The following is a 20,837-nucleotide window of genomic DNA, read 5'->3' as shown; positions in this document are numbered from 1 at the left end:
GCTTGGGTGCCCGGCCGCCGGTGGGTGATCCGGAAGGCGTGTGCAGCTCCCTGTCCCGGTTCGGGGTGTCCGACCTCGCGCATAAAGTTGACTTAGATCGATGACGCGATCACGCGATGCGACGGGGGGAGGACGCCACGATGGATCCGAGACTAGCCGATATGGACCCTGCCGAGCTGTTCACTCGGCTGTCCGAGAAGCTGACGACAGCCGACGCGATGCATCGGACACTGATAAGGGCGCAACGAGGCAAGGAGCTGTACACGTGGGGGCTCAACCCTCAGTACGCGGACCCGAACAGCAGTCTGGCCGCCGATGATGCAGGGTTCATGAACGAATACACGGGCGACATGGTTAGTGCTACAGCTCGGTTTCCGATCATGAACGCTATCGACTGTCTTTGCGTGACAGCAGAACTGATTGAGTGGCGGCCCAAGTCGCGTGACAGTCACACAACGTCGATCCTTGCTCAGTGTCGTACCGCTATGGAGTCGGCGGCGACGACGATCTGGCTATTGTCTGACCGTGATCGTCAGATGCGCCGCGGTTTGAGCGTGCGGTTCACAACTTCAGAGTTGAACGCTCAACGTTCCTATCATGTGTCAACTACCAAGTGGTTCAACACCGACCCGAATCACGCTGATACCCAGCAGTATAAGGACTTCGTTGAGCACGTCCGACTGTTCGACAATCGTGTGAGAATGCTGCGGCGGGGCGAGAACATCACGCCCAAGGCACCCGTGCGTACCAGTGACGGCGTCGTACGGTTCGCAGCGAAGTGGCTTGACAAACATCCACCTGCCCACGCGGCAGAGGGCGAGCCATACGGCCGTAGAGCGTTCGGATTTGAAGACACCGCATCGGGCTTCTACCTGACTAGTTCTGCCATAATGCACGGGCTCAAATGGCCGCTGGACTACATGCCCAGCGGTGAACTGGACATGTCGCGCCTGATCGTGGATGGGGTCAGTATTGCTGTCGGGTTCGCAGAATGCGCCGTAGCGTTGTTCGAGGTGCACGCGCAGCAGCGAACACCCAGAACTGAGCGGAAAATCCTGTATCCGGATCGACTTCGGCCCACGATCAAACGGTGGGCTCGACACTTCTACGAGCCAGTTCACCCGACTGTTGATCCGGCATTGCTTGCGCTGCCCGGTGCGCCGAACAGTGCACTAGACGTCGGACTGGACCGCTAAGTATTCGAAGAAGTTGCCCCTCGATGTTCAGGGGCCGATTCGAATGGAGCCGGGGCTCCACATTCCGGTGCGGGTAGTGGTGCGGAGTTCGAGCTGGGCTTGAGATGCGTCGGCGATGGGGTCGAATCGGCGCAGAGAGCCCCAGTCGCGTCCCCAGTCTTGGGACAGATAGGTGGGCATGATGTATGCGCGGAGCAGAAGGTCGGTGATGCCGAGTAGTCCGCCGTTGCGGCCTTCTTGCCAGGTGTCGGGGTTTTGAAGTTTGGCGGGGTAGTCCGGTGAGATGCGGTAGCGGGGCACGTCGGTGACGCCGTTGGCGTGCAGCATGGGTTGTTGGCAGGGAAACACCAGGCCGACCATCCAGTCGAGCAGGACGGGCTGAGTAGATCCGATGTACTCCTGCAGTGAACGCAGTTCGGGCACGCGGGGCGGTGTGACTGCTACCCATGCGCCGGGGTCCAGGGACCGGTCGGCGGCGGCGACGCGGACATAGGTCGCGTCGGCGGGAATGGCGTCGCGTGGGAAGCGCAAGTTGCGCCAGGCGGGCTGGGGCCCGATGTCGTACGGCGTGATCTGCCCTTGCGGGTTCGGTTGGCCGTCGGGGCCGATGCTGCCGTATTCCAGGGCGACGGTTTCGGCGGTGGTGTGACCGCGCACCACGCTGTCGCCGGTGATGGTTCCGGCCGCAGTGATGACGACGAGAGGGTGGGCGGCGTCAGCGGGTGGCAGCCGGTACCACGCGGAGCGCAGCGTACTGGGTCGCTGAGGGCCGACGGTGAAGCTGCCCAACACTGGTGTGCGGGAGGGTCGCATTCCGTAGGGCAGCGGTATACGCGATCCGTTTACTCCCGGTTGTCCGAGGGTGACGGGTTGGTCCCAGTCGGCGTCGGTGCCCGGCTGGTTGTTGGATTGCCAGATCGATTCGGCGAGAATGTGTTCGGGTATGCCGTCGGGGGTGAATCCGATGGGGTCAGCCCCGCCGAGTGGGCCGAGTGCGCCGTACGGGCCCGGCGTGGGTTCGAGGGTTCCGTTGTTGGGGTCGGGTTCGACGAGCACGTCGTCGGCCAGCCCGCAGCCGCCGGCGAGTTCGCGAATGTTGGCCCAGCCGTTGGAGTAGGTCGGGTATTGGCGGACCGCGCCGACGAGCATGGAGGCCATGAACACGACCACCATGAGTCCCGCCGCGGCCGGGACCGAGGCGGCGGCGTATTTGCTGAGGTGGCGGGGCCCGGTGGCGCGGGGGCCGGTCATGTGTAGCCAGCCGGTGTAGACCACGCAGGCCAGGCAGAGCGCGAAGAGTAATGCGCTGATGGTGGCCGGTCCGAGTCGTGGTGTGCCGTCGTTGAAGTAGACGCCGTAGCTGGACACGTACCACCAGCCGTTGGTCGAGGAGAAGCACAATGCGACAACAAAGACGACCAGGCTCAGAAACGCCATCCGGTTGCGTGGGCTGCGCAGCACGGTGTGCCCGACCAGCACGGTGGTCAGTGCGGCCATCGCTGCACCGACGGCGGCGAAGAGTCCGAAGTGATGCACCCACTTCGTGGGGGCAAAGGTGAGGAAGAAGATGGTGGCGAAGATGATGGCGATGAGTCGCCACGCTGGTCCGGGTGCGATCCCGCGGATTCGTTTGCGGCGCATGAGCACAAATATCGCGGTGAACAGACACGCGAGGGTGATGAGGATGCCGAATCGGCGGGCCAGCGACCCGTCTGTTGTCGGGAGGATCAGATAGAAGTAGCGCAGGTTCTCGGTGTACCAGGGTTGGCTGGGGCCGATGGCGGTACGCACCCGGGTGGCTTCTAATACGGAGGCGAGGGTTTGGTCGGCGAATACCACGGTCAGCACGACGGTGCCGGCGGCCAGCAGCGGTGCGAGCAGGGGCAAGGTGCCGACCTGGCGGCGACGGGTGGCGATGATCCGCAGGATGGGACGACCGCCGGCCAGCAGGGCGGCCACTGCGATCAGTCCGGTCGGCTGGATACCGAGGGTGAAGGCGGCGACCACGATCGCCGCGGCGGCTGGGGTGAGTCGGCGGGAGATGATGGCGCGTTCAATGAGCACGTAGGTGATCAGGGCGCCGGCGGCGATCTGGCCTTCCGGGCGCAAGCCATTGTTGAACGGCATCCACGCCGCGCACAGCACCATGGCGGCTGCCCAGAGTGCTGGTTGGCTGCGGGCCACCGCGGGCCCCAGGCGGGGGAGCACTTCGCGGGACAGCAGCAGCCAGCACACCAGGATGCACACCAGGTCCGGCAGGCGCATCCACAGGCTGATGGTGCTGACGTTGCTCATCAGTGCCAGCAGGTTGTAGTACCAGCCGAAGGGGTCTTCGGGGCTGCCGAACCAGCGGAAGTAGTTGGACATGTAGCCGGCATGTCCGGCCACCCGAGCCATTCCCATTTGGTAGCCGTCGTCGGAAGATCCTGCGCCGGCGACGAACCACACCACCGATACGACCAGCACCGTGACGTCCGCCGCATCGAATCGCCGCCAGCTGGCGGGGATCAGGCGTTGGATTCGGCGTCCGTCGAGACGATCCAAGCGCCACAGCGCCAGCACCGCGATCAGTGTGCAGGCGATGCCGCCGAACATCGCCGCCAGCTTCAGGAGCGTGGGTGTGGTGGTGTACCGGGTGTCAATGGTGGCCGAGAGCTCGAGGCCAGGCGGTGTGGGGCCGGTGAGGTCGGTGAATACCCCGACTATCTGTGGGCGCAAATTGGGATCGGCATAGCCCGTCCGTAGCGGCAGGCCGTCGGTACCAGATAGGCCGACGACGGTCGCGTAGGTGCCGGCCGCAGACGACGAAATCTCCACAAGCTGACAACCCGAGTCGGCCATTCGTGCTCGGCTGACACTGGCGATGACCACGTTGCGGACCACCACGTCGACCCGTTGGGCAGTGACGGTGACGACCATCCCGGCAAGGGTTGCGTCCCGCGCCTGTGGCGGCGCGGTGGCGAGTACGACGCCGCCGGACTGATCCATGTTCGCGATGACCGAGCAGGGGATCGTTGCCTGCAGATCTACGGGGGTGAGGGTGATCAGCGGAGCGGTCACATTATCGAGGCGACCATCCTGTGGCCAGGTCAGCGTCGCAGTGCTCTGCACAACAGGAAGCACCGGGACGAGGACCGACAACAGCGCACCCAACAAGCCGGCTATGGCAGCCACCCAGCAGGCCGAGCGAGCGCCGCGGCGGGCCGGGGTCGCGTCGCCTAGGTCGGTCTCGCGAGAATCGCCGCGCGTATCGGTTACCAAGACATTCCGCCAGCCGGAGATCCAGCCAGGAGGCCCACCCGGCGTCGGCGTATGCCGACCACAACGCTGCCGAACCCCCTGTAAGACATCGTCTTATGGATAACCGAAACAACTGTTACAGTCAAGTGTGTGCCGCGGCCCATCGACCATGCCAAGCGTGAGCAGTTGGTCGCCCACGCCACTGAGGTACTGGCACGCACCGGCATCATCGACACCTCGCTGCGCTCACTGGCTGCGGAGATGGGAACCAGCGCGCGGATGCTGGTGTATTACTTCGGAAGTAAAGAGCAACTCATCCTTGCCGTCATGAAAGGGTCGCAGGCGCAGAATGTTCCTGAGCCCGTGCTGTATTCGACGCGCGAGGAGTTGCGTCAGTGGTGTCTTGACGATTGGCAGCACATCACCCGCGGAGGTGGACGCTCACGGCTGCGCATCCTGGAGCAGGTGTTCGGCGCTGCCTGCGGTCAGAACAGTCCCTATGCCAGGTATACGGCCGAGACGTTGGCGCAGCTGACCCACAATGCCCAACGTCGTATGGAAGCCATTGGCATGCCGGCTGCGGTGGCCGAGACCCGCGCCCGCCTGGCGCTAGCCGCCATTCAAGGTCTCGTCATCGACTTCTTCACGACTACCGATCACGCCCGCGTTGACGACACTTATCGCCGGATGGTGGACGATCTCGTTCTGGCGCCGTTCGAGACCGAATCGCCACGACTACAGAGACGCTCACCGGCGTCCCGCGCGGCCGCACCTCAACACTCATGAGGGGAGCCGAGACCAGCTCGCTGGGGTCAGTTCGTTGTGCTGGCCGAACGCGAGAATTGGGCACGCTCACCTAACTATCCATGGTCGATGTTGGTTGGCGAGAAGACCACCGTTGATAGGCGGCCTGACGTGAAGTGCCCAGTCTCGTAGCGATTTTCGTCCAGGACAGGCCTGCTTGACGTGCTTGTAGCACCACCTGGGCGAGTTGTTCATCAGCCCTCTGGACCGCATTGCGTGCATCGCTGAGCGCCGTTGCAGCCGCGCTCAGAGATTCGAGGTGAACGTCGTAGGGTCGCACAGGCGGGTCGACGTCGAACAGCGCACTTTCGTCAAATCGGGCTTCCGATTGCTCTGTAGCGTCGTTTGCACGGGCTTGGGAGGGGTCGGTCATCGCTCGTTGAGATCCTCGTCGGGGAATGTTTGTACGATCATTGCCGGACGCGTATTGGGCCCAGGTATTACCGGCTTCGGCGACGTGCTTCTGCGTGACTTTGTCGCTGTAGCCGAGCATCTCGGCAACGAGGGGAGCGGGTATCGCGGACACCAACTCTCGCAGGGCGGTGTTGCGTGCGCCTTGCAGATCGATGCCGAGCGCTCGCAGTCGCTTCATGATGGCCTGCGGATCGATGTGTCGGCCTGGTCGGTTGCTGGTGAAGATCCAGGGTGTGCCAACGGCTCCGCCGGCGGTGCGCAGATTGGGGCGATGACGAAGGTGGTAGTTGAGCTGGGAGGCGAACGGCTCCGGAACAGGGACAGGGTGCTTGCCCAACGCGATACAGGTCTCCCCGCCTGATTGGGAGACTGCGGTGGTTTGCAGGGCGGCAATCTTGGTCAGCGGCTGCGCATACAGCAACAGCAGCACACCGGCGACGCGGTAGGGCAGACTTTCGGAGTCGCCGTCGAGCAGCTCTTTCAGCCAGGCAAGTCGTTGATCTTGCGTGATTGTGGGGGTCGTTTTCGCCTGCCTGAAGCCGATCTGTACGGCGACGTTGAGCTTGCTCCTCTTGGCCCAGATGAAGAACGTTCGGATCAGGTGACGGGTTGTCGGGCCTGAGGCCAGGTATTCGTCGACGTCTTGTTGCGTGCAGTTGCCGATGCTTCGCTGATGTGTCTGCTCGAGCCAGACGAGGAATTTGATGGTCTCGGTGACTTCTTGCTTGGCGGAACGCTTAGGGCCGTCGGAGGATTGGCCGGGTCGCGATTCACTGCGGAGCCGGCGAAGGTGGTGCCACGTTGCGAACTGTTCGACTGGGGCGCGGACCGTGGGGGAGTCGATTGCATCGAGTTTGTCGGCGAGCCAAACCTCGAAGCGCGCCAGGTGTTCATCGCGTGGTGGCAGCAGTCCGTGGTGTTGCAGCAGGCTACGAAGGTGGTCGATATGGCGGCCGGACCCTGCTGCGGTGAGCCCGTCATGCGTCAATGGTATGGCGCCGCAGGTGATTCCACCGAGTAGCTCCAGCACTTGGATGTTGCGCTTCCAGGTCAGGATGCTCTCGGGTCTGTCGACGCCGCAGAGCACTTCGATCAGCGTTTGCATGGCGGCGAGGTCGGCGGGCTGGTGGAGCAGTATTTTGCAGAGGTCCTCACGGAGAGCGCATCGGGCGCACTGACCGGAGCGGTAGATTTCGCCTTCCTGACGACAGGTTGCGCAGGTGAAGTCGCCGGGGATACCCGCACAGGTCAAGCAGACTGGGTGGGGGTCGGTGCGGTTGCGTCGGCCAGGTAGGACGCCGTCGTGTCCGCAGTTGGGGCAGATGCCGTGGATGCGCATGGCGGTATAGAAGCAGCTGTGGCACAGCTGATCTCCAGGCCAGTAAACGCGGAGCTTGTTGGCCATACGGTGGCAGCGGCTGCATTCGAGGGCACCGGTGGTGACGCGTGGTCGACCGCGGGTGGTTGATCGCGGCGTGGGGTCAATCGTTGCCATCGGTGATGATCCGCGCTCGTCGTGGCCGGACGGACTTGTTCAATTCAACGACGTTGGGTGGCGCGGTGGTGCTTGATGCGGCCTTCTTCTTGCGGGCGTCGGTGGCGGTGACGGTGACGAGGTCTTCAACGCCGCATCCAAGGATGTCGCAGAGTGCAGCCAACAGTTGAAGCGACACGCGTTCTGGGCGCTGGTGGACGATGCGGTAGACCTGTGGCCGCGAAAGTTGAATGCCTCGTTCGGCGAGGCGGGGGATGAGGTCGGTGCTGTTGTGCATGCCGTGTGCGGCCATCAGCTCGGCGAGGCGCCAGGTGTAGTCGACGTCGCGTTTCATGAGGTCTCTTCGTCGAAGGAGAGGGCGTCTTTGATGGTCTGGTCCAGGACTCGGCGCAGCGTGCGGGTGCGGAAGTCGCTTGAAACGCCGGTGTAGAGCGATGTGGTGCTGGCGTTGTCGTGGCCGGCCTGGTCTTGGACAAACTTGGCGTCCCAGCCGTCTTCGATGAGGTGGGTGATGTAGGAGCGCCGGAAGGAGTGCAGATCCAGGCCTGAGGAGAGCTCGAGGTCGTTGCAGTATCGCCGGAATCTGCGTAGCAGGGTGTTTTCGGCGACCAGTGACCCGCGTTCGCTGGGAAACAGGTCAAGGCCGTCATCGAGGTACGGCTGCCCGTGGGTGAGCCAGTCCGCGATAATCTCTGGTGTCCAGTCGAAGACGGTCAGCACGGTGCGCCGCTTTGGTGGCGAGCCTTTCTTTGGTTTGCCGTAACGGACTAGGACGGCGCCATAGCGGCCGAATTCGCCAGCGTGGGGATTGCGGGAGAAGTCCACCGTCTGGAGATGTCGAAGTTCGTTGAAGCGCAGTCCATACGAGTAGGCGACTTTGAACATCACCGAGTCGCGGTAGGCCGGTAGCCAGCCTTTCTTCCGAGAGTTGGCGATCAGGGACACTTGGTCGTCGGCGTGATCGAAGAAGTCCTGCAACTCCTGCTTTGTGAACGGCCGCTTTGTCGGATCCTGCTCATTGTCCTGAACGTGGACTGCGGTGTTCCACGCGAAGAACACCTGAGCCGGGTGCGTGCCGAAACGCTGTTCGCAGACTCGATCCCAGCCGTAGTCCGGGTCGGCGATGTACGAGCAGAACAACCGTAGGCCGTTCTGATAACCGCGGGACGTCGATTGTGCGCGGCCTTTGATGCCACGTAGATCGGCGAAGAACTCCTCAACGATGGCTGGGGTCCAGGTCCATGGGAACTCGTTGGAGTGGGCAATGAAGCGGCGAACCAGGCCGATGCGCTTGTCGATGGTGTCGTGAGCGAGGTTGCGGCACAGTTGCTGGTTACGCCAGCCATCGAGCATTTCCTCGACGGTTTGGGCCTCGGGATGAAGCAACGGAACCGAGTCGACGAGGAACACGCGACCACTCTTGTCGACGGGCAATTTGGCCTCCCAGGTGGTCTCATCAGATGCATCATTGAATCATCTAGTGAATCATTACCACATCGGCGCTGGTAGGTCCATCGCGAAACGAAGGTTCTGCGACGCGGGCCGTAGCGGCCGCGCCTGAAATGCGTGGTACACGCCGAACGAGATCATCCATAAAGCCTTGGCGTCCATGGCGTTTGACCCAACGGGGCCAAAGCGGATGAGTGAGAGTCACTCGGGACGGCCGTGATTCATCAGATGAAAACGGAGTACTTGAGTTGACATAATCGCTATTATCGGCGAAATGTGTTGTGGCGCAGCAGTATTCATGTTGCGTTCTTACGCAGCTGCCAGAGTTGCCGGCGGGGTGTGTGAGCCGGACAAGCAGTGTCCGGTGTCGGCCCGGTAGCGTCACGGCGGTGATCACCTCGGTCGATGGCGTGCGCCAAGAGCGCGCCGGCCGCGGAATGGGCCTGCGGCCACCGACGGTGCATCCGCCCGGCACGAATGGTGCCCGGCAGCGATCGAGTGAAATTTCAGGTGTTCTCTACTGGGGTGCGCGTCACGTCCCCCGTCGACCGCACTACATATGCTGCGGGTCGGCCGCGTTATTTCGTCACTGTGACGAATTGAGGATGCCGACCGCTGCCACGGAGTGTGCAACCTGATGAGCGCACCAGCTGCTGTTGACCTCGCCGAGTACCTACGCCGGCCGCAAGTGGCGCGCCGAGGCGCCGCGGAGCTGGGCCTGCCGGTGCTGCACTTCGAAAGCCTCGACGCCGCCACGGTCAGTTGGTGTCGCGATTGGCGCGCAGAGATACGAATGACCGATCTGGCAGCCGAGGTGGCCGCCTCCCCCGCGGTGACGGTTGGAGCGGTGGACTTCGTGCTGGTGCACCTCGGACAGAGCCGCCAGCCTGTCGCTGACCGTCTCGCCCAGTTGGGCACTCGGGAGGCCCGTTTCGGAGAGCTGTTCAACGGCGGAGAACTTGAGGCGGCGCTCGACGAACACATCGAATTCTTCGACGGCATGCCAATATTCACCGTTCTGCCGGTGGTGGCCGCAATCGTCGACGACCTCATGCCAGTCTCCCGGCTACGCGCCTGGTCGGTGGCCGAGGTCATCCATACAATGCTGCCGACCAATTCAGGCATGGCGGTCGCTTCTGCCCTCGACGGCGCTGGCCGGCCTGGTCGTCAGTTGGTGTCGGCCGACCGGCTCGACCGCGACTGGCTCGATGTCGGCCTCACGGGAATCCCCGGTCATCCGGCCCTGGTCGGCCGGGCGACGATGTTCACCTACCTCGACGATGCGCGCGCCGCCCTAGCAGGCGTCGCCGACGAGGTGTTCACTGTTCGAGCTGGCGGTTAACCCGGGTCTCAGTTCTGCTGTGCTGCTGGACATTTGAGTCTTCCGGCCAGCACGCTAACTAGAAGTGCGGTGTCATCTTCACTCACGCTGCGCGACCACCCAGGGGATCGCTCGGAGGGCACCAAACACGAAGATGGACCAGAGGCACAGGATTCCGACCCATAGCGCCATCTCGTCGTCGCGCAGCCACGCCGCACTATGAAGGGCGCCTTCGACGAGGGCGCCGATACCAACGAACGAGAACAGGATGGCGCTGAGCCCAACGACCGCGCCCAGCCCCAGTGTGCTGCGGGATGGCCATCGGCGCTTCACGTACGTCTCAACAGCCAACGCCGCGAAGAGAAGCGATCCGGCCCACGCGATAACCCAGAAACCAAGCATGGCGCTGATGCTAGGGCGCGTCTGCGACACCGTGGTCAATCGCTTGGTCAGCACGCCCGAGCGCGTCACCACCCGACCCACCGTCTTCCGTAGCGCGGTAGCAGGTGCGCGGCGAAAATTGTTGCTCAGCAACCTATTGAGGTGCCCTTACGATCTTCGGGTGGGGGTTTCAGCGAGCAGTCTTGCCTTGCTCGATGCGCGCGCCGATGATGTCGGATCGCGCATTCACTGGGAGATGCATGTACGTGCCGGTGGTGATCCGGAGTCTGTCGGACTGACCGCCGGCGCCGGTCATGTTTTCATCTACGGGCCCGTCCGCCTCGACGACCGCGCCGTCGCGCATATCAACGCCCTTCTGGACGCGCTACTGCGCCGCGAACGCTGCATCGTCGAGGACCACCAGGGCCAACCGCGATTGATCTGACGCTACGAACCCGAACCCCGTGGCTTCCTCGCTAGGGCCTGGACGGATCGGGAACCCACCACCCGGGCATGTACTCCACGTAACCCCACGGGGCAAGCTGATCTGGCGCTATCTCCACCACGTCGCGGATATCAATGGGCTGCTGCGGCTTGGGCCACGGCGGCTGCGCACCGTAATAGGAATCAGGGTGTGGGACACCAATTCCCGGAGCGACCTGCTGATAGCCCGGCGGGAAGAGCGCACCGGAGTCCGGGTCGATCACCCGAACGTCGCTCAGATCGAGGGGGTACTTTGCCGGCGGAGGGGGCGGCACATACCCCAGGCCGCCCTCAGGGTCTGGATACCAGAGGTTGGGGCCCACCTGCTTGTAGTTCGGTGGCGCGAGCTCGCCGTCACCCACGTAGGTCAACTTGGTGACATCGAGCCAGTACCGCGGATCTTCACCGTGTGGTGGGTCTTCACCCGGCTTGTCGGTAGGAAGGTCGGCCGGAGCTTGGGGCAACTCACCGGAGCCGTAGCTGAGCGCTCTCACCTCTCCGGCGGCCTGGCTGGACTGCTGCTGAGTCGAAGCCACCACCGACTGGGCGCGGGCGACCTGCGTCCGCAGAGCCTTGAGCACCATCATCTCCGCCGCAGGTGTGCGAGCCGATCCAGCCACCTCGGCGATCGAGCGCGTCTGGGCGACAATCGTGTCCATTTGGCGCGCCCCGCCCTCAGTGATCTGCGCCGCGTTGGCCAATCGAGCTTCCAAGGTGGAGTCGGTACGGCCGGCGGTGACCAGCTCCCGGTTCTGCTGCTGTACCACCGACGCATGCCGATCCACCAGCTGACCAGACAGGCCCGACATCTGCTGACCCGCGCCGCTGACAGATTCCGCTGCCGTCTGCAAAGGAGCTCCCGACGTCGCCACAGGCCCGGGTGTACCGAACAGCGAGCGGGCGCGTTCGACCACCGCCAGCGCCTGGGCCGCCTCAAGCTGAATGGTCACGCCACCAATTATCGGGCATGCAGAGCCCTGGTGACAGCAGGAGTCAGCGCAGCCGGGCGGGTTTCAGTCGATATGAGTGTCGCCGCAGGGGGCCAGCCAAACGCCCTGTAAACTGATAGCGATGATATCAGGAGGTCACGCCAGATGGGCGATGTCCTAATCCGCGGACTGTCCGACGCGGCGATCGCGCGTATCGACGCCGACGCCGCCGCCCGCGGTCTCTCGCGCCAAGAATATCTGCGAACCAGATTCGAGACCGAAGGTTCAGTGAGCGCCCCCACGCGGACCATGACCGTCGACGATCTACGCCGCGCCGCCGCGGCGGCCACCGACCTCGACGATCCCGACATCATGGACGCCGCGTGGCGGTGACCAACTGGCTCATCGACAAATCGGCCTACACGCAACTGGTGGCCTCCCCAGACGCCCAGGCCTGGGTCGAGCGCATCGAACGCGGTCTCGTGCGCATGAGCACCGTCACCCGCCTACAGATCGGCTACTCGTTCCGCAACGGATCGCAGGCCCGCAGCGAATCAGGCGCACCGCCGCTGGCATTGCTCGTGCGCATGAGCACCGTCACCCGCCTACAGATCGGCTACTCGTTCCGCAACGGATCGCAGGCCCGCAGCGAATCAGGCGCACCGCCGCTGGCATTGATGCCGCTCGAGTACCTGACCCCAGCCGCCGAGGACCGCGCCGTGGGCGTGCAGCTCCAGCTGGCCGACCGTGGGCTGCACCGCGCCCCGGCGATCCCGGATCTGCTGGAGTACCTGACCCCAGCCGCCGAGGACCGCGCCGTGGGCGTGCAGCTCCAGCTGGCCGACCGTGGGCTGCACCGCGCCCCGGCGATCCCGGATCTGCTGGTGGCCGCGGTCGCTGAGATGGCCGGCCTCACCGTGCTTGCCCTCGACACGGACTTCGACCTGATCGCGCAAGTCACCGGACAAGCCGTCGAACGGCTCCGCCTATGAGCACACACGTGCGCAGCCGTCACCGTTCGGCAGGGAAGGCGTCGACATGACCGCACCTAAGGGCCAGCCCCCGCCGCCCACCAACATCGCCGGATACCGCGTCGAGCGGGTCCTGGCCGTCACGGCGATGGCGACNGTCTACCTGGTGCACAGTCCCACCCTGCCGCGCCGGGAAGTNCTCAAAGTGCTTCAACCCGAGCACGCCAACGGCGACCACGTTCGCGCCCAGTTCCTCCACGAAGCCGACATCACCGCCGGGCTCGAACATCCCAACATCGTGCGCGTGTTCAGCCGCGGCGAGACCGACACCGGCCAACTGTGGATCGCCATGGAGTACGTCGAGGGAACCAACGCCGAGNCTCGAACATCCCAACATCGTGCGCGTGTTCAGCCGCGGCGAGACCGACACCGGCCAACTGTGGATCGCCATGGAGTACGTCGAGGGAACCAACGCCGAGACTGCGCTGCGCGACGGACAGATGACACCCGAGCGGGCNGTCCACATCATCACCGAGGTCGCCCGNGCCCTGGACTACGCGCACTCCCACGGGGTCGTGCACCAAGACATCAAACCCTCGAACTTCCTGATCGCCGCCCAGAAACTGCCGGGCGGTCTCGACCGCGTCGTGCTCACCGACTTCGGTGCCGCCCTGTCCCCCCACAGCCGCGGANCCTCGAACTTCCTGATCGCCGCCCAGAAACTGCCGGGCGGTCTCGACCGCGTCGTGCTCACCGACTTCGGTGCCGCCCTGTCCCCCCACAGCCGCGGAGCTGGCAACGGGCCAATGAGCGCCACCCTCGCCTACAGCGCGCCCGAAGTCATCACCGGGACAGCAGCTTTGGACGGACGCGCCGACGTGTACTCGCTCGCGTGCACGCTCTTTCGACTGCTGACTGGAGAACACCCCTACCCGACAGACGCCGGGGTCGGCGCCACAGTGAAAGCTCATCTGGACACCACCCCGCCCCGGGTGTCCGACCGGCTTACCTGGGCCTCACCACAACTGGACAGCGTGATCGCCAAGGCGCTGGCCAAGAATCCCGCTGACCGCTACCCCACCGCCGGCGACTTCGCGGCCGCGGCTAACGCAGCACTCACCCTCCCCCTGCCCTCGGCGCCAGTAGCGCCGCCCGCCGATCGCGACGAGCCGCCACCCCGCACCGAGGTAGGCGGGGCCGAGTCCCACGGCGCAGCAGCGGATTTCATCAGCCTGCTCCCTCATACCCGTGCCGTCTCGCAACGGCGCCAGCTGCTCGCAGCGATCGCAGTCGCCGGCGTGCTCATCGTCGCCCTCTCGGTGTGGCTTATCGGCCGCGGCTCCGACCCGCCCGACACCGCACCCACGGCGGCGCCAGCGACGACCACTGCGGCCCCGCCCGCAGCGCTGGAGGACCTCCGGCGGCTGCTCCCGTCCGGCTATCCCGCCGACGCATGCACCCCAGCACCATCCCCCGATGGCGCGACGGTGATCACCTGCGGACCAAACACCGACCCTGGTGGACCCCGCAGCGCCACCTACACCCTGGCCGGCGGACCCGAGGCGCTGCGCACCACGTTCGACCAGCTCGTCGAATCCACGACAGTGGTGGTCTGCCCCGGAAACATCCAGTCCCCCGGCCCGTGGCGCCGCAACGACACCCCCGCCGTCACCCGCGGAACCGTGCTGTGCGGGCTGAGCAATGGCCGGCCGCGCGTGGTGTGGACCAATGACGCGCAACGGCTCATCGCCGACGTGCAATCAGATGGCCCTAACGACCCTCGGCTGGACCAGCTCTACGCCTGGTGGGGCACACACTCGTAATCAGCCGGCTACCGCGCCGGCATCGCGCGGCAAACACACCGCCGACACGGGCGCGGAACGCAGCCCCTTCCACGACGCATGGCGCAGGCCTTTGCCCGCGTGATACTCGCGATAGGCAACCTCACCGACATACCGCGGCTTGAACCACTGGACCCCCGACATCGACGCCCCCTCTGCCACCGGCGGCGCGGGGGCCTCGGTCCCGGCCAACAGTGTGGCCAGGCGGCGACGTTCGGCACCGCTAAAACCCGTGCCCACCTGACCCAGCAGCACAAGTCGGCCCGCCTCGTCGTGGGCCGCCAGGATCAGGGCCCCAACCTCACCGCGAGGGCCGGCGAACGCCCCCACGATCACCGCCTCGGTTGTCGCGCGCACTGGAACTTTGATCCAGTCCCGGGACCGCCCCGACCGGTATGGCGAATCCAGCCGTTTACACACGATGCCCTCATGGTGCTGATCAGCGCAGATAGCGAGCATGTCGGCAGGAGCGACATCGGTCCAGTGTCGGGGCACCGTCAGTGCTGGCGAACGCTCCATCACCATCAGTGTGTCCAACAGCTCGCGCCGCTCCCGGTAAGGCCAGTGCATGACGTCCTCGCCGTCGATGTTCACCACATCGAAGGCTAGAAAACGCGTGGGAACCTCACGCACGAGCTGCACGCTGGGCCGACGCTGCTGAGGCCACCGCCGCTGAAGCCGTCTAAACGACGGGCGCCCGTGCTCGTCGACGGCGACAATCTCGCCGTCGAGGACCATTCGACGGCCACCGACCGCAGCTGCGACGGCGGATAACTCGGGGAAGGTTTCGGTGATGTCCGCCCCATTGCGCGACGTCACACGAAGACGGCGATCAACAGTCACCATCCCCCGCTGGCCATCAAACTTCACTTCTACAGCAAACTGACCGCCGCGGGGTGCCGGGCCCAGCGTCGCCAACATGGGCGCAGGGGCCACGAGGCGGTCGGGCGACAACGAAGTGCGGGTCACGCTTCGAAGGTACCTACCGGCGGCGCCGGCGTTGTGCTAGACAGCACCGGTTCTCACCTGGGCTGGGAAGCCGTCGTTTGAGATCGTCAAACCCCCGCATTTGGCTTTGGTAGCGCGCGTTCAAGCAGAAGGTCAACGAACTTTGGGCCCTTCACGATCTTGTCAGGCCCGTCGCCGGTCTCATCGACCCGCGCACTCAAACTCTCCCGAAGGACCTCAAGACATTCCGTTAGATCAGTCGAGGTGATGGTCGTGCCGGACGCCGCGATAGTTTGTAGCTGCGCCGGATTGTGCACTTGAGCTTTGAGAAGCCGGGCGGCCGCGATCATCGACAGGTGGAAGCGCAGATTAGTTCGTTCCTGGGGCGTAGTTCCCGCCTCCTCAGAGAGGAGGAATGAGTCAACGGCCTTCTGCGACTGGGCCATCCAAAGATAGACATCAAGCGCGATATCCCTTGAGAAGATCTTCCGGTAATCGTCGTCACGTTTGAGCAGGCTAGATGGACGGGCGCGCGAATTGTCGGGCCGGCTCAGTCCCATCGCCATGACGGCTTGAGCGAGCAGCGGAATGCTCACGATGCGCTCGACGCTCTTGCCGTTGTTCCGGTAGTAGTTCTTCCGACGATCATAGAACCAACCGTGGGGGAGGAAGTATGCCTCGATGTCGCGCTGGATCTCGTCTGTAGCGCGAAGGGAAGCGGCCGGCACCGAAGTCTGTCGGTTGGTCGCGCGGATAACGCGATCGCGAGTCGATGCATCGTCGGTGACAAGGATCCGCACCAGAACCGCACGGTCTAGAGCGGGATGGTCTTCTGCGGCGCCGCGCAACACATCGAAGACAGTGTGCGAGGTCTGCAGGCCATTGACCACCTGCACGTCGTCAAGCGCGTACGTCTTGCCGACGACCGTCGCCCTTGAGCAAATGACCGTGATCCCATTGTTTAACCACCAGAACTCCGGCCCCTCTAGGTCCTCGAGCGACTGGCGGATCTCCTTGTTGACTTCGACGTCGCCCTGATAGTCACGCACGTTCCAGTCGAAGATGTGACGCCGCAGATCGCCGTGTTCGTCGGCCAAGAACTGCAGATAATCCCGCAGTCGTACCAGTGCCACATGGCTGTTCCCACTGGTTGCATTCTCCTGGTAGGTGAGCTGCATCGTGTACGACGGGTGTGCTGTCGCCCGCTGCCACAACTCTGCGGCCCCGAGGAAATCTACGATGCCGGTTGCGCCGGAAACAACTTCGTCGAACTGTCGACGAAGGTCGCGCGCCTTAATCTCAACCTTCGTGTTGATCGTATCGAGTTGGCCTCGTGTTGCGTACACGAACCGAATCGTCACCTGGGGATGTCGAGCGGCCAGAACCTGAAGTGCGCGGCGGAAAAATCCCGTGCGCGTCACCACCGCGGTCGAATACAGCTGCTCCAGGTCGGCCTCGTCCTCGGCCAGGCTTAACAGCCGCCGACAGGAATCGGCTACCTTTTCGATCGCCGATTCGGAGAATGAAGTGTCTCTTTTTGCCTGCACCATCCATAACTCAAGTCGAGAACGAGCAGCGACCCTACCTGGTACGAAATCGTCCTGAAAGACATCACTGTCCTCAGCCAAGAGCACATCGCCCAGAAAGACGTACACGCCGTCAAGGCCACCGTCATTGCCGCCGCCAACTACACCGTCGGCAACTTCCTCTGTCGAGAGGTCGCGGTCTCCGAGCGCCTGTTCGCAGGCGAAAAGCTCGAAGGCGTCGTCATCCTTGATAGGTGTAATGCGCTCGTCCTGACGTTGCTTGAGCACCTGATCCAGAAGAACTAACTCGTTGTTGACCACCCCGAAACGGTATAACCCGACCGCGCCCTGCGTTAAATACTTCCGGACCCAGCAGTGCGGCCCCGACAGAAGCAGATCACTCGTTGGCTATTGAACATCTATGAGTCGCTCTGAGTGGCGGCAATGCGCAGTGGGCGAGTTTGCGGCGTATCTCAGCTTTTTATAATCAGAGCAGCGGTGGTGCAGTTACTCGTGAGAAGTGCACTCAGGCTTGAGAACCTACACACCATCATCATCAGCCAACTGGGGCGGCTGGGCTCAACGGCGCCAAACGTGAACGCGGTCGGTCTTAAGTGGCGCGCCCTCTGGGCCCTTGACGTACGGAGCGATCCACTTTGGGCGGCGATCGGCATGGTTGGGCCCGCATGCCTGCTGACGCCAGTGGCCGCCAACCCACCATCGGTGGCGGTACTGACGGTCACCGCATGAACCATCGCGTTCCCCGGGCGGGCTCATGGGTCGTCGCAGCTCAATGATGCTCACCCGGTTCGGGTCCGCGGCCGCAGTAGGGGATTCCTCGGTCTGCGGTGGCGGTGCACTGCCGAGGACGCGGGTGGAGGCGACGGTGGGTTGGCCCATCAGGAGCCAGGCCGCTCCGACGACACTCACCAACGGCGACGCCTCAGCCGATCGGGCCACCTCAGCGGTGCGCGGCACTAACGGCTGCAGCAGCAGCGTCGGGTTGGTCACCCACAGCGGCGAGGACACCCCGTAAGGGGAGAGCAGCTCGGGGTTCTTAGCCAACCGTGACAACGGCTGAATTTGCAGCACCCCGTCGGGGCGAGACCACCACCACACCCCGTCCCACGAAACCTCGGTGAGCAGCTCGGGGTTCTTAGCCAACCGTGACAACGGCTGAATTTGCAGCACCCCGTCGGGGCGAGACCACCACCACACCCCGTCCCACGAAACCTCGGTGGGATCGTTGGGGCTCAACGCATTCCATGGCACNCNNCCGGCCGGCTTNGCCCAACACAACAGCCCAGTCGGNGCCGGNGCGGCGACAGCGGGCGTCCACTCCGGAAGGGAGTCGGCGGCGTCGAGCGCGACGTCCACCATGTCGCGTGAAACCCAGTACAGCTCAGCACGTTTGATNATGTCGGCTTCGCCGCTCATCTGACTCAGCGTCTCGGCCAGCTTCGCCTGCAGCCGCTTCAACCTTCGAAGGCTCTCCCCCGCAGCTCCCAGGGCNTCGGACGGTTCTGCGAGGGCGCTGGATTGGTGGTCGACAAGGCTGTCCAAAGCGTTGCACCACTGCCGGCGAATGTCGGGCAGGCCCGGTGCCGCCCACGGAGTCGCTTTGCGGCGGCTCATCGCCGGCCNGCCGTTCTAGCCGAGACCATCGGCGAACTCCATGACGGTTGCCGCCTGCTCCTCAATGAGAGAGACGAACTTCGGGACCGACTGCGTCGTCATGCGTGAGGGCAACTCCTGCGCCACCGCCCTGAGGCGGGCGCCGGCGGCCCNTAGTTCGGCCTGTTGCACCTCGCGGCTNACCGGAGACGGCGTCACATAGGTCAACACCGCCCGCAATTCGGGAAACCGGATGGCCTCNCCGCCGAGCTNCTCGTTGAACAGCCGCGCATGNGTGCCATCGGTGTGAGCCCAGCTGCGCATCTCCGATTCGAGGTAGGCGGCTATCACGTGCAGTGCCGTCGGTGTGGCGGCGGCGATGGTGGATGCCCCGGCNCGGCCGTACGTGCGGACGGTCTCGGCGAGGTCGCGAACCTCGGTGACCACCTTGGCCAGGTAATTGATATCAACTTGCACATCGAAGTCGGGCATACCAGCGATCCTAAGGGCGCGGCGCACCGCTGATCTGCAAAGATTTCCCCCACTCACACCAGCTGTACTCCAGTCGGGGAGATGGCACTGCCGTGCCCGACGCGGCAGTACCCGACGCACGCCCCGGGCCGAGAAATTTCAATACCTGTGGATCGGGTTGTTCAGGCGACCTCCGTTCCGGGTTGTTCGGCGCCGTCGGTGGGCGGCTGTGTTGGGGTGATCTCGGTGGGGCGTTCGAGCAGCTTTCCCTTGTGGAAGACCGCGCCGGCGCGGACCAAAGCGACCAGGTGTGGGGCGTTGACGGCGCGCCAGCGGGCCGCGGCGGCGTCGATGAGCTTGTAGGCCATAGCCAGTCCGGCCGCGCGTGATCCCGGGCCTTTGGTGACCTTGGTGCGCAAACGCACTGTGGCGAAGGTGCTTTCGATCGGATTCGTGGTGCGTAGGTGAATCCAATGTTCGGCCGGGTAGTGGTAGAACTCCAGCAGGGTGTCCAGATCGTCGGTGATCTTGGCGACCGCTTTAGGATACTTGGCCCCGAAGTCGACCTCGAAGGCTTTGACCGCGAGCTGGGCCTTGTCGATATCCTCGGCGTTGTAGATCTCCTTGATCGCCGCCAACGCCGACGGGTGCGCTGATTTCGGCAGCGCGGCAAGAACATTAGCCTGCTTATGAAACCAGCACCGCTGCTCTTTGGTGGCCGGGAACACCTCACGCACCGCGTTCCAGAACCCGAGTGCGCCATCGCCGACCGCGAGCACCGGGGCGGTCATGCCGCGGCGGCGGCAGTCGCGCAGCAGATCGGCCCACGACTCGGTTGATTCGCGGTAGCCGTCGGTGATCGCCACCAGTTCTTTGCGGCCGTCAGCGCGCACACCCAGCATCACCAGCAAGCACAGCTTTTCCTGGTCCAGGCGGACCTTGAGGTGGATGCCGTCCACCCACAGGTAGACGTAATCGGTGCCCGACAGGTCCCGGGCGGCGAACGCGCGGGCCTCATCTTGCCACTGACTGGTCAGCCGGGTGATCGTGGTGGCCGACAACCCGGCACCCGAGCCCAGAAACTGCTCCAGGGCCGGCCCGAAATCACTGGTCGACAGCCCGTGCAGATACAAAAGCGGCAGCACCTCGCTCATCTGCGGTGACTTGCGCGCCCACGCCGGCAGGATCGCCGAGGAAAACCGTTTCCGCTCACCAGTGTCGGGGTCGACGCGTTTGTCGTTGACTCGTGGAGCTTTCACCTGCACCGCACCGGCTGCGGTCAACACCTCACGTGGCTGGTGGTAGCCGTTGCGCACCACCAGCCGGTGCCCGTTGTCGTCGAGCTGATCGGCGTACTGGGCCACATACGCGGCGACCTCGGCCTGCAACGCCGCGGCCAGCATTTGCCGGGCACCGTCGCGGACGATCTCGTCCAACAACGAGCGCCCAGAGGCCTCGTGGCCGTTGGCGTCCTCGGCGTCGTGAACTACGGTGAGCATGGGCGTACCTTCCCGAACCAGCGCGCCAACGCCGGCTCATGATCGGACCTACTGACTTTCAGATCATCCTCGGGAAGGTGCGCCCACTTTCACGCCCCCATCCCGAGGCTCATCCACAGGTTCTGATCATTGCTCCCCCGGGCCTTGCCTGTGGTTCTGCCTTTCTGGCCCTCCGATTGTGGCCGGCGGTCCGCTCCGCGCAAGGCCACGGCCTCCGCTGCGCTGCGGGCCCACAGGCTCGGGGCAGCTCCCCCA

Annotated in this window: 15 protein-coding genes and 1 pseudogene; 7 read left to right on the top strand and 9 right to left on the bottom strand. The window is 64.3% G+C overall.

Annotation, left to right across the window (positions count from 1 at the left end):
• Nucleotides 1-161 precede the first annotated feature (161 nt).
• Complete coding sequence (locus H7I57_RS20125) at nt 162-1,196, top strand: hypothetical protein (protein ID WP_264025572.1); 1,035 nt, start codon at nt 162-164, stop codon at nt 1,194-1,196.
• Between the two features lie 27 nt (nt 1,197-1,223).
• Here the strand turns inward: H7I57_RS20125 and H7I57_RS20120 are convergent, their stop codons facing one another.
• Nucleotides 1,224-4,457: an arabinosyltransferase domain-containing protein gene (locus tag H7I57_RS20120; protein ID WP_372510304.1), complete on the bottom strand. Its 3,234-nt coding sequence runs from the start codon at nt 4,455-4,457 to the stop codon at nt 1,224-1,226.
• Nucleotides 4,458-4,586: 129 nt separating this feature from the next.
• Here H7I57_RS20120 and H7I57_RS20115 point away from each other — a divergent pair, with 129 nt between their 5' ends.
• On the top strand, nt 4,587-5,222 hold the full coding sequence (locus H7I57_RS20115) for a TetR/AcrR family transcriptional regulator (RefSeq protein WP_264025569.1): 636 nt from the start codon (nt 4,587-4,589) through the stop codon (nt 5,220-5,222).
• Between the two features lie 436 nt (nt 5,223-5,658).
• On the opposite strand, the pseudogene H7I57_RS20110 reads toward H7I57_RS20115, so the two are convergent.
• The 3 genes and pseudogenes from H7I57_RS20110 to H7I57_RS20100 form a co-directional block, all read right to left on the bottom strand.
• Nucleotides 5,659-7,059, bottom strand: a pseudogene (locus tag H7I57_RS20110) (site-specific integrase); the annotation flags it as partial.
• Nucleotides 7,060-7,135: 76 nt separating this feature from the next.
• Nucleotides 7,136-7,483: a helix-turn-helix domain-containing protein gene (locus H7I57_RS20105; RefSeq protein WP_264025568.1), complete on the bottom strand. Its 348-nt coding sequence runs from the start codon at nt 7,481-7,483 to the stop codon at nt 7,136-7,138.
• Nucleotides 7,480-8,583, bottom strand: a complete 1,104-nt coding sequence (locus H7I57_RS20100) for a tyrosine-type recombinase/integrase (RefSeq protein WP_264025567.1) — start codon at nt 8,581-8,583, stop codon at nt 7,480-7,482. Before H7I57_RS20100 ends, H7I57_RS20105 begins: the two co-directional genes overlap by 4 nt.
• A gap of 652 nt (nt 8,584-9,235) precedes the next feature.
• Between H7I57_RS20100 and H7I57_RS20095 the strand changes: the two genes are divergently transcribed.
• Nucleotides 9,236-9,940: a hypothetical protein gene (locus H7I57_RS20095; RefSeq protein WP_264025566.1), complete on the top strand. Its 705-nt coding sequence runs from the start codon at nt 9,236-9,238 to the stop codon at nt 9,938-9,940.
• A 78-nt stretch (nt 9,941-10,018) separates the two neighbouring features.
• On the opposite strand, the gene H7I57_RS20090 is transcribed toward H7I57_RS20095, so the two are convergent.
• Nucleotides 10,019-10,321: a hypothetical protein gene (locus H7I57_RS20090; RefSeq protein WP_264025564.1), complete on the bottom strand. Its 303-nt coding sequence runs from the start codon at nt 10,319-10,321 to the stop codon at nt 10,019-10,021.
• On the opposite strand from H7I57_RS20090, the gene H7I57_RS20085 reads away from it, so the two are divergent.
• Nucleotides 10,320-10,745 (top strand): hypothetical protein, encoded by a 426-nt coding sequence (locus H7I57_RS20085; RefSeq protein ID WP_264025562.1) that lies wholly within the window; start codon nt 10,320-10,322, stop codon nt 10,743-10,745. The two genes, H7I57_RS20090 and H7I57_RS20085, sit on opposite strands and share 2 nt — an antisense overlap.
• A 31-nt stretch (nt 10,746-10,776) precedes the next feature.
• Here the strand turns inward: H7I57_RS20085 and H7I57_RS20080 are convergent, their stop codons facing one another.
• Nucleotides 10,777-11,733: a DUF4226 domain-containing protein gene (locus tag H7I57_RS20080; RefSeq protein ID WP_041321962.1), complete on the bottom strand. Its 957-nt coding sequence runs from the start codon at nt 11,731-11,733 to the stop codon at nt 10,777-10,779.
• A gap of 144 nt (nt 11,734-11,877) precedes the next feature.
• Between H7I57_RS20080 and vapB the strand changes: the two genes are divergently transcribed.
• The 3 genes from vapB to H7I57_RS20065 all read left to right on the top strand — a co-directional run bounded on the left by vapB (nt 11,878) and on the right by H7I57_RS20065 (nt 14,506).
• Nucleotides 11,878-12,105: a type II toxin-antitoxin system VapB family antitoxin gene (gene vapB / locus H7I57_RS20075; RefSeq protein WP_048471216.1), complete on the top strand. Its 228-nt coding sequence runs from the start codon at nt 11,878-11,880 to the stop codon at nt 12,103-12,105.
• Complete coding sequence (locus H7I57_RS33820) at nt 12,096-12,704, top strand: PIN domain-containing protein (RefSeq protein WP_264025559.1); 609 nt, start codon at nt 12,096-12,098, stop codon at nt 12,702-12,704. The genes vapB and H7I57_RS33820 overlap by 10 nt, the downstream gene beginning before the upstream one ends.
• A 377-nt stretch (nt 12,705-13,081) precedes the next feature.
• Complete coding sequence (locus tag H7I57_RS20065; RefSeq protein ID WP_443678337.1) at nt 13,082-14,506, top strand: serine/threonine-protein kinase; 1,425 nt, start codon at nt 13,082-13,084, stop codon at nt 14,504-14,506.
• On the opposite strand, the gene ligD is transcribed toward H7I57_RS20065, so the two are convergent.
• The 3 genes from ligD to H7I57_RS20040 all read right to left on the bottom strand — a co-directional run bounded on the left by ligD (nt 14,507) and on the right by H7I57_RS20040 (nt 20,582).
• A complete protein-coding gene (gene ligD, locus H7I57_RS20060; protein ID WP_048471218.1) occupies nt 14,507-15,445 on the bottom strand; it encodes a non-homologous end-joining DNA ligase in 939 nt (312 codons plus the stop codon).
• A 134-nt stretch (nt 15,446-15,579) separates the two neighbouring features.
• The gene (locus tag H7I57_RS33525; protein ID WP_053083016.1) at nt 15,580-17,319 is read right to left on the bottom strand and encodes an AIPR family protein; all 1,740 of its coding nucleotides are present in this window, start codon (nt 17,317-17,319) and stop codon (nt 15,580-15,582) included.
• A gap of 1,946 nt (nt 17,320-19,265) precedes the next feature.
• A complete protein-coding gene (locus H7I57_RS20040) occupies nt 19,266-20,582 on the bottom strand; it encodes an IS256 family transposase (RefSeq protein WP_048471220.1) in 1,317 nt (438 codons plus the stop codon).
• Nucleotides 20,583-20,837 lie beyond the last annotated feature (255 nt).

Origin of the sequence: Mycolicibacterium pyrenivorans, assembly GCF_025821625.1 — a bacterium.
GTDB lineage: Bacteria > Actinomycetota > Actinomycetes > Mycobacteriales > Mycobacteriaceae > Mycobacterium > Mycobacterium pyrenivorans.
The sequence above is the reverse complement of the archived record's forward strand: the minus strand, read 5'-3'. Positions and strand labels throughout refer to the sequence as shown.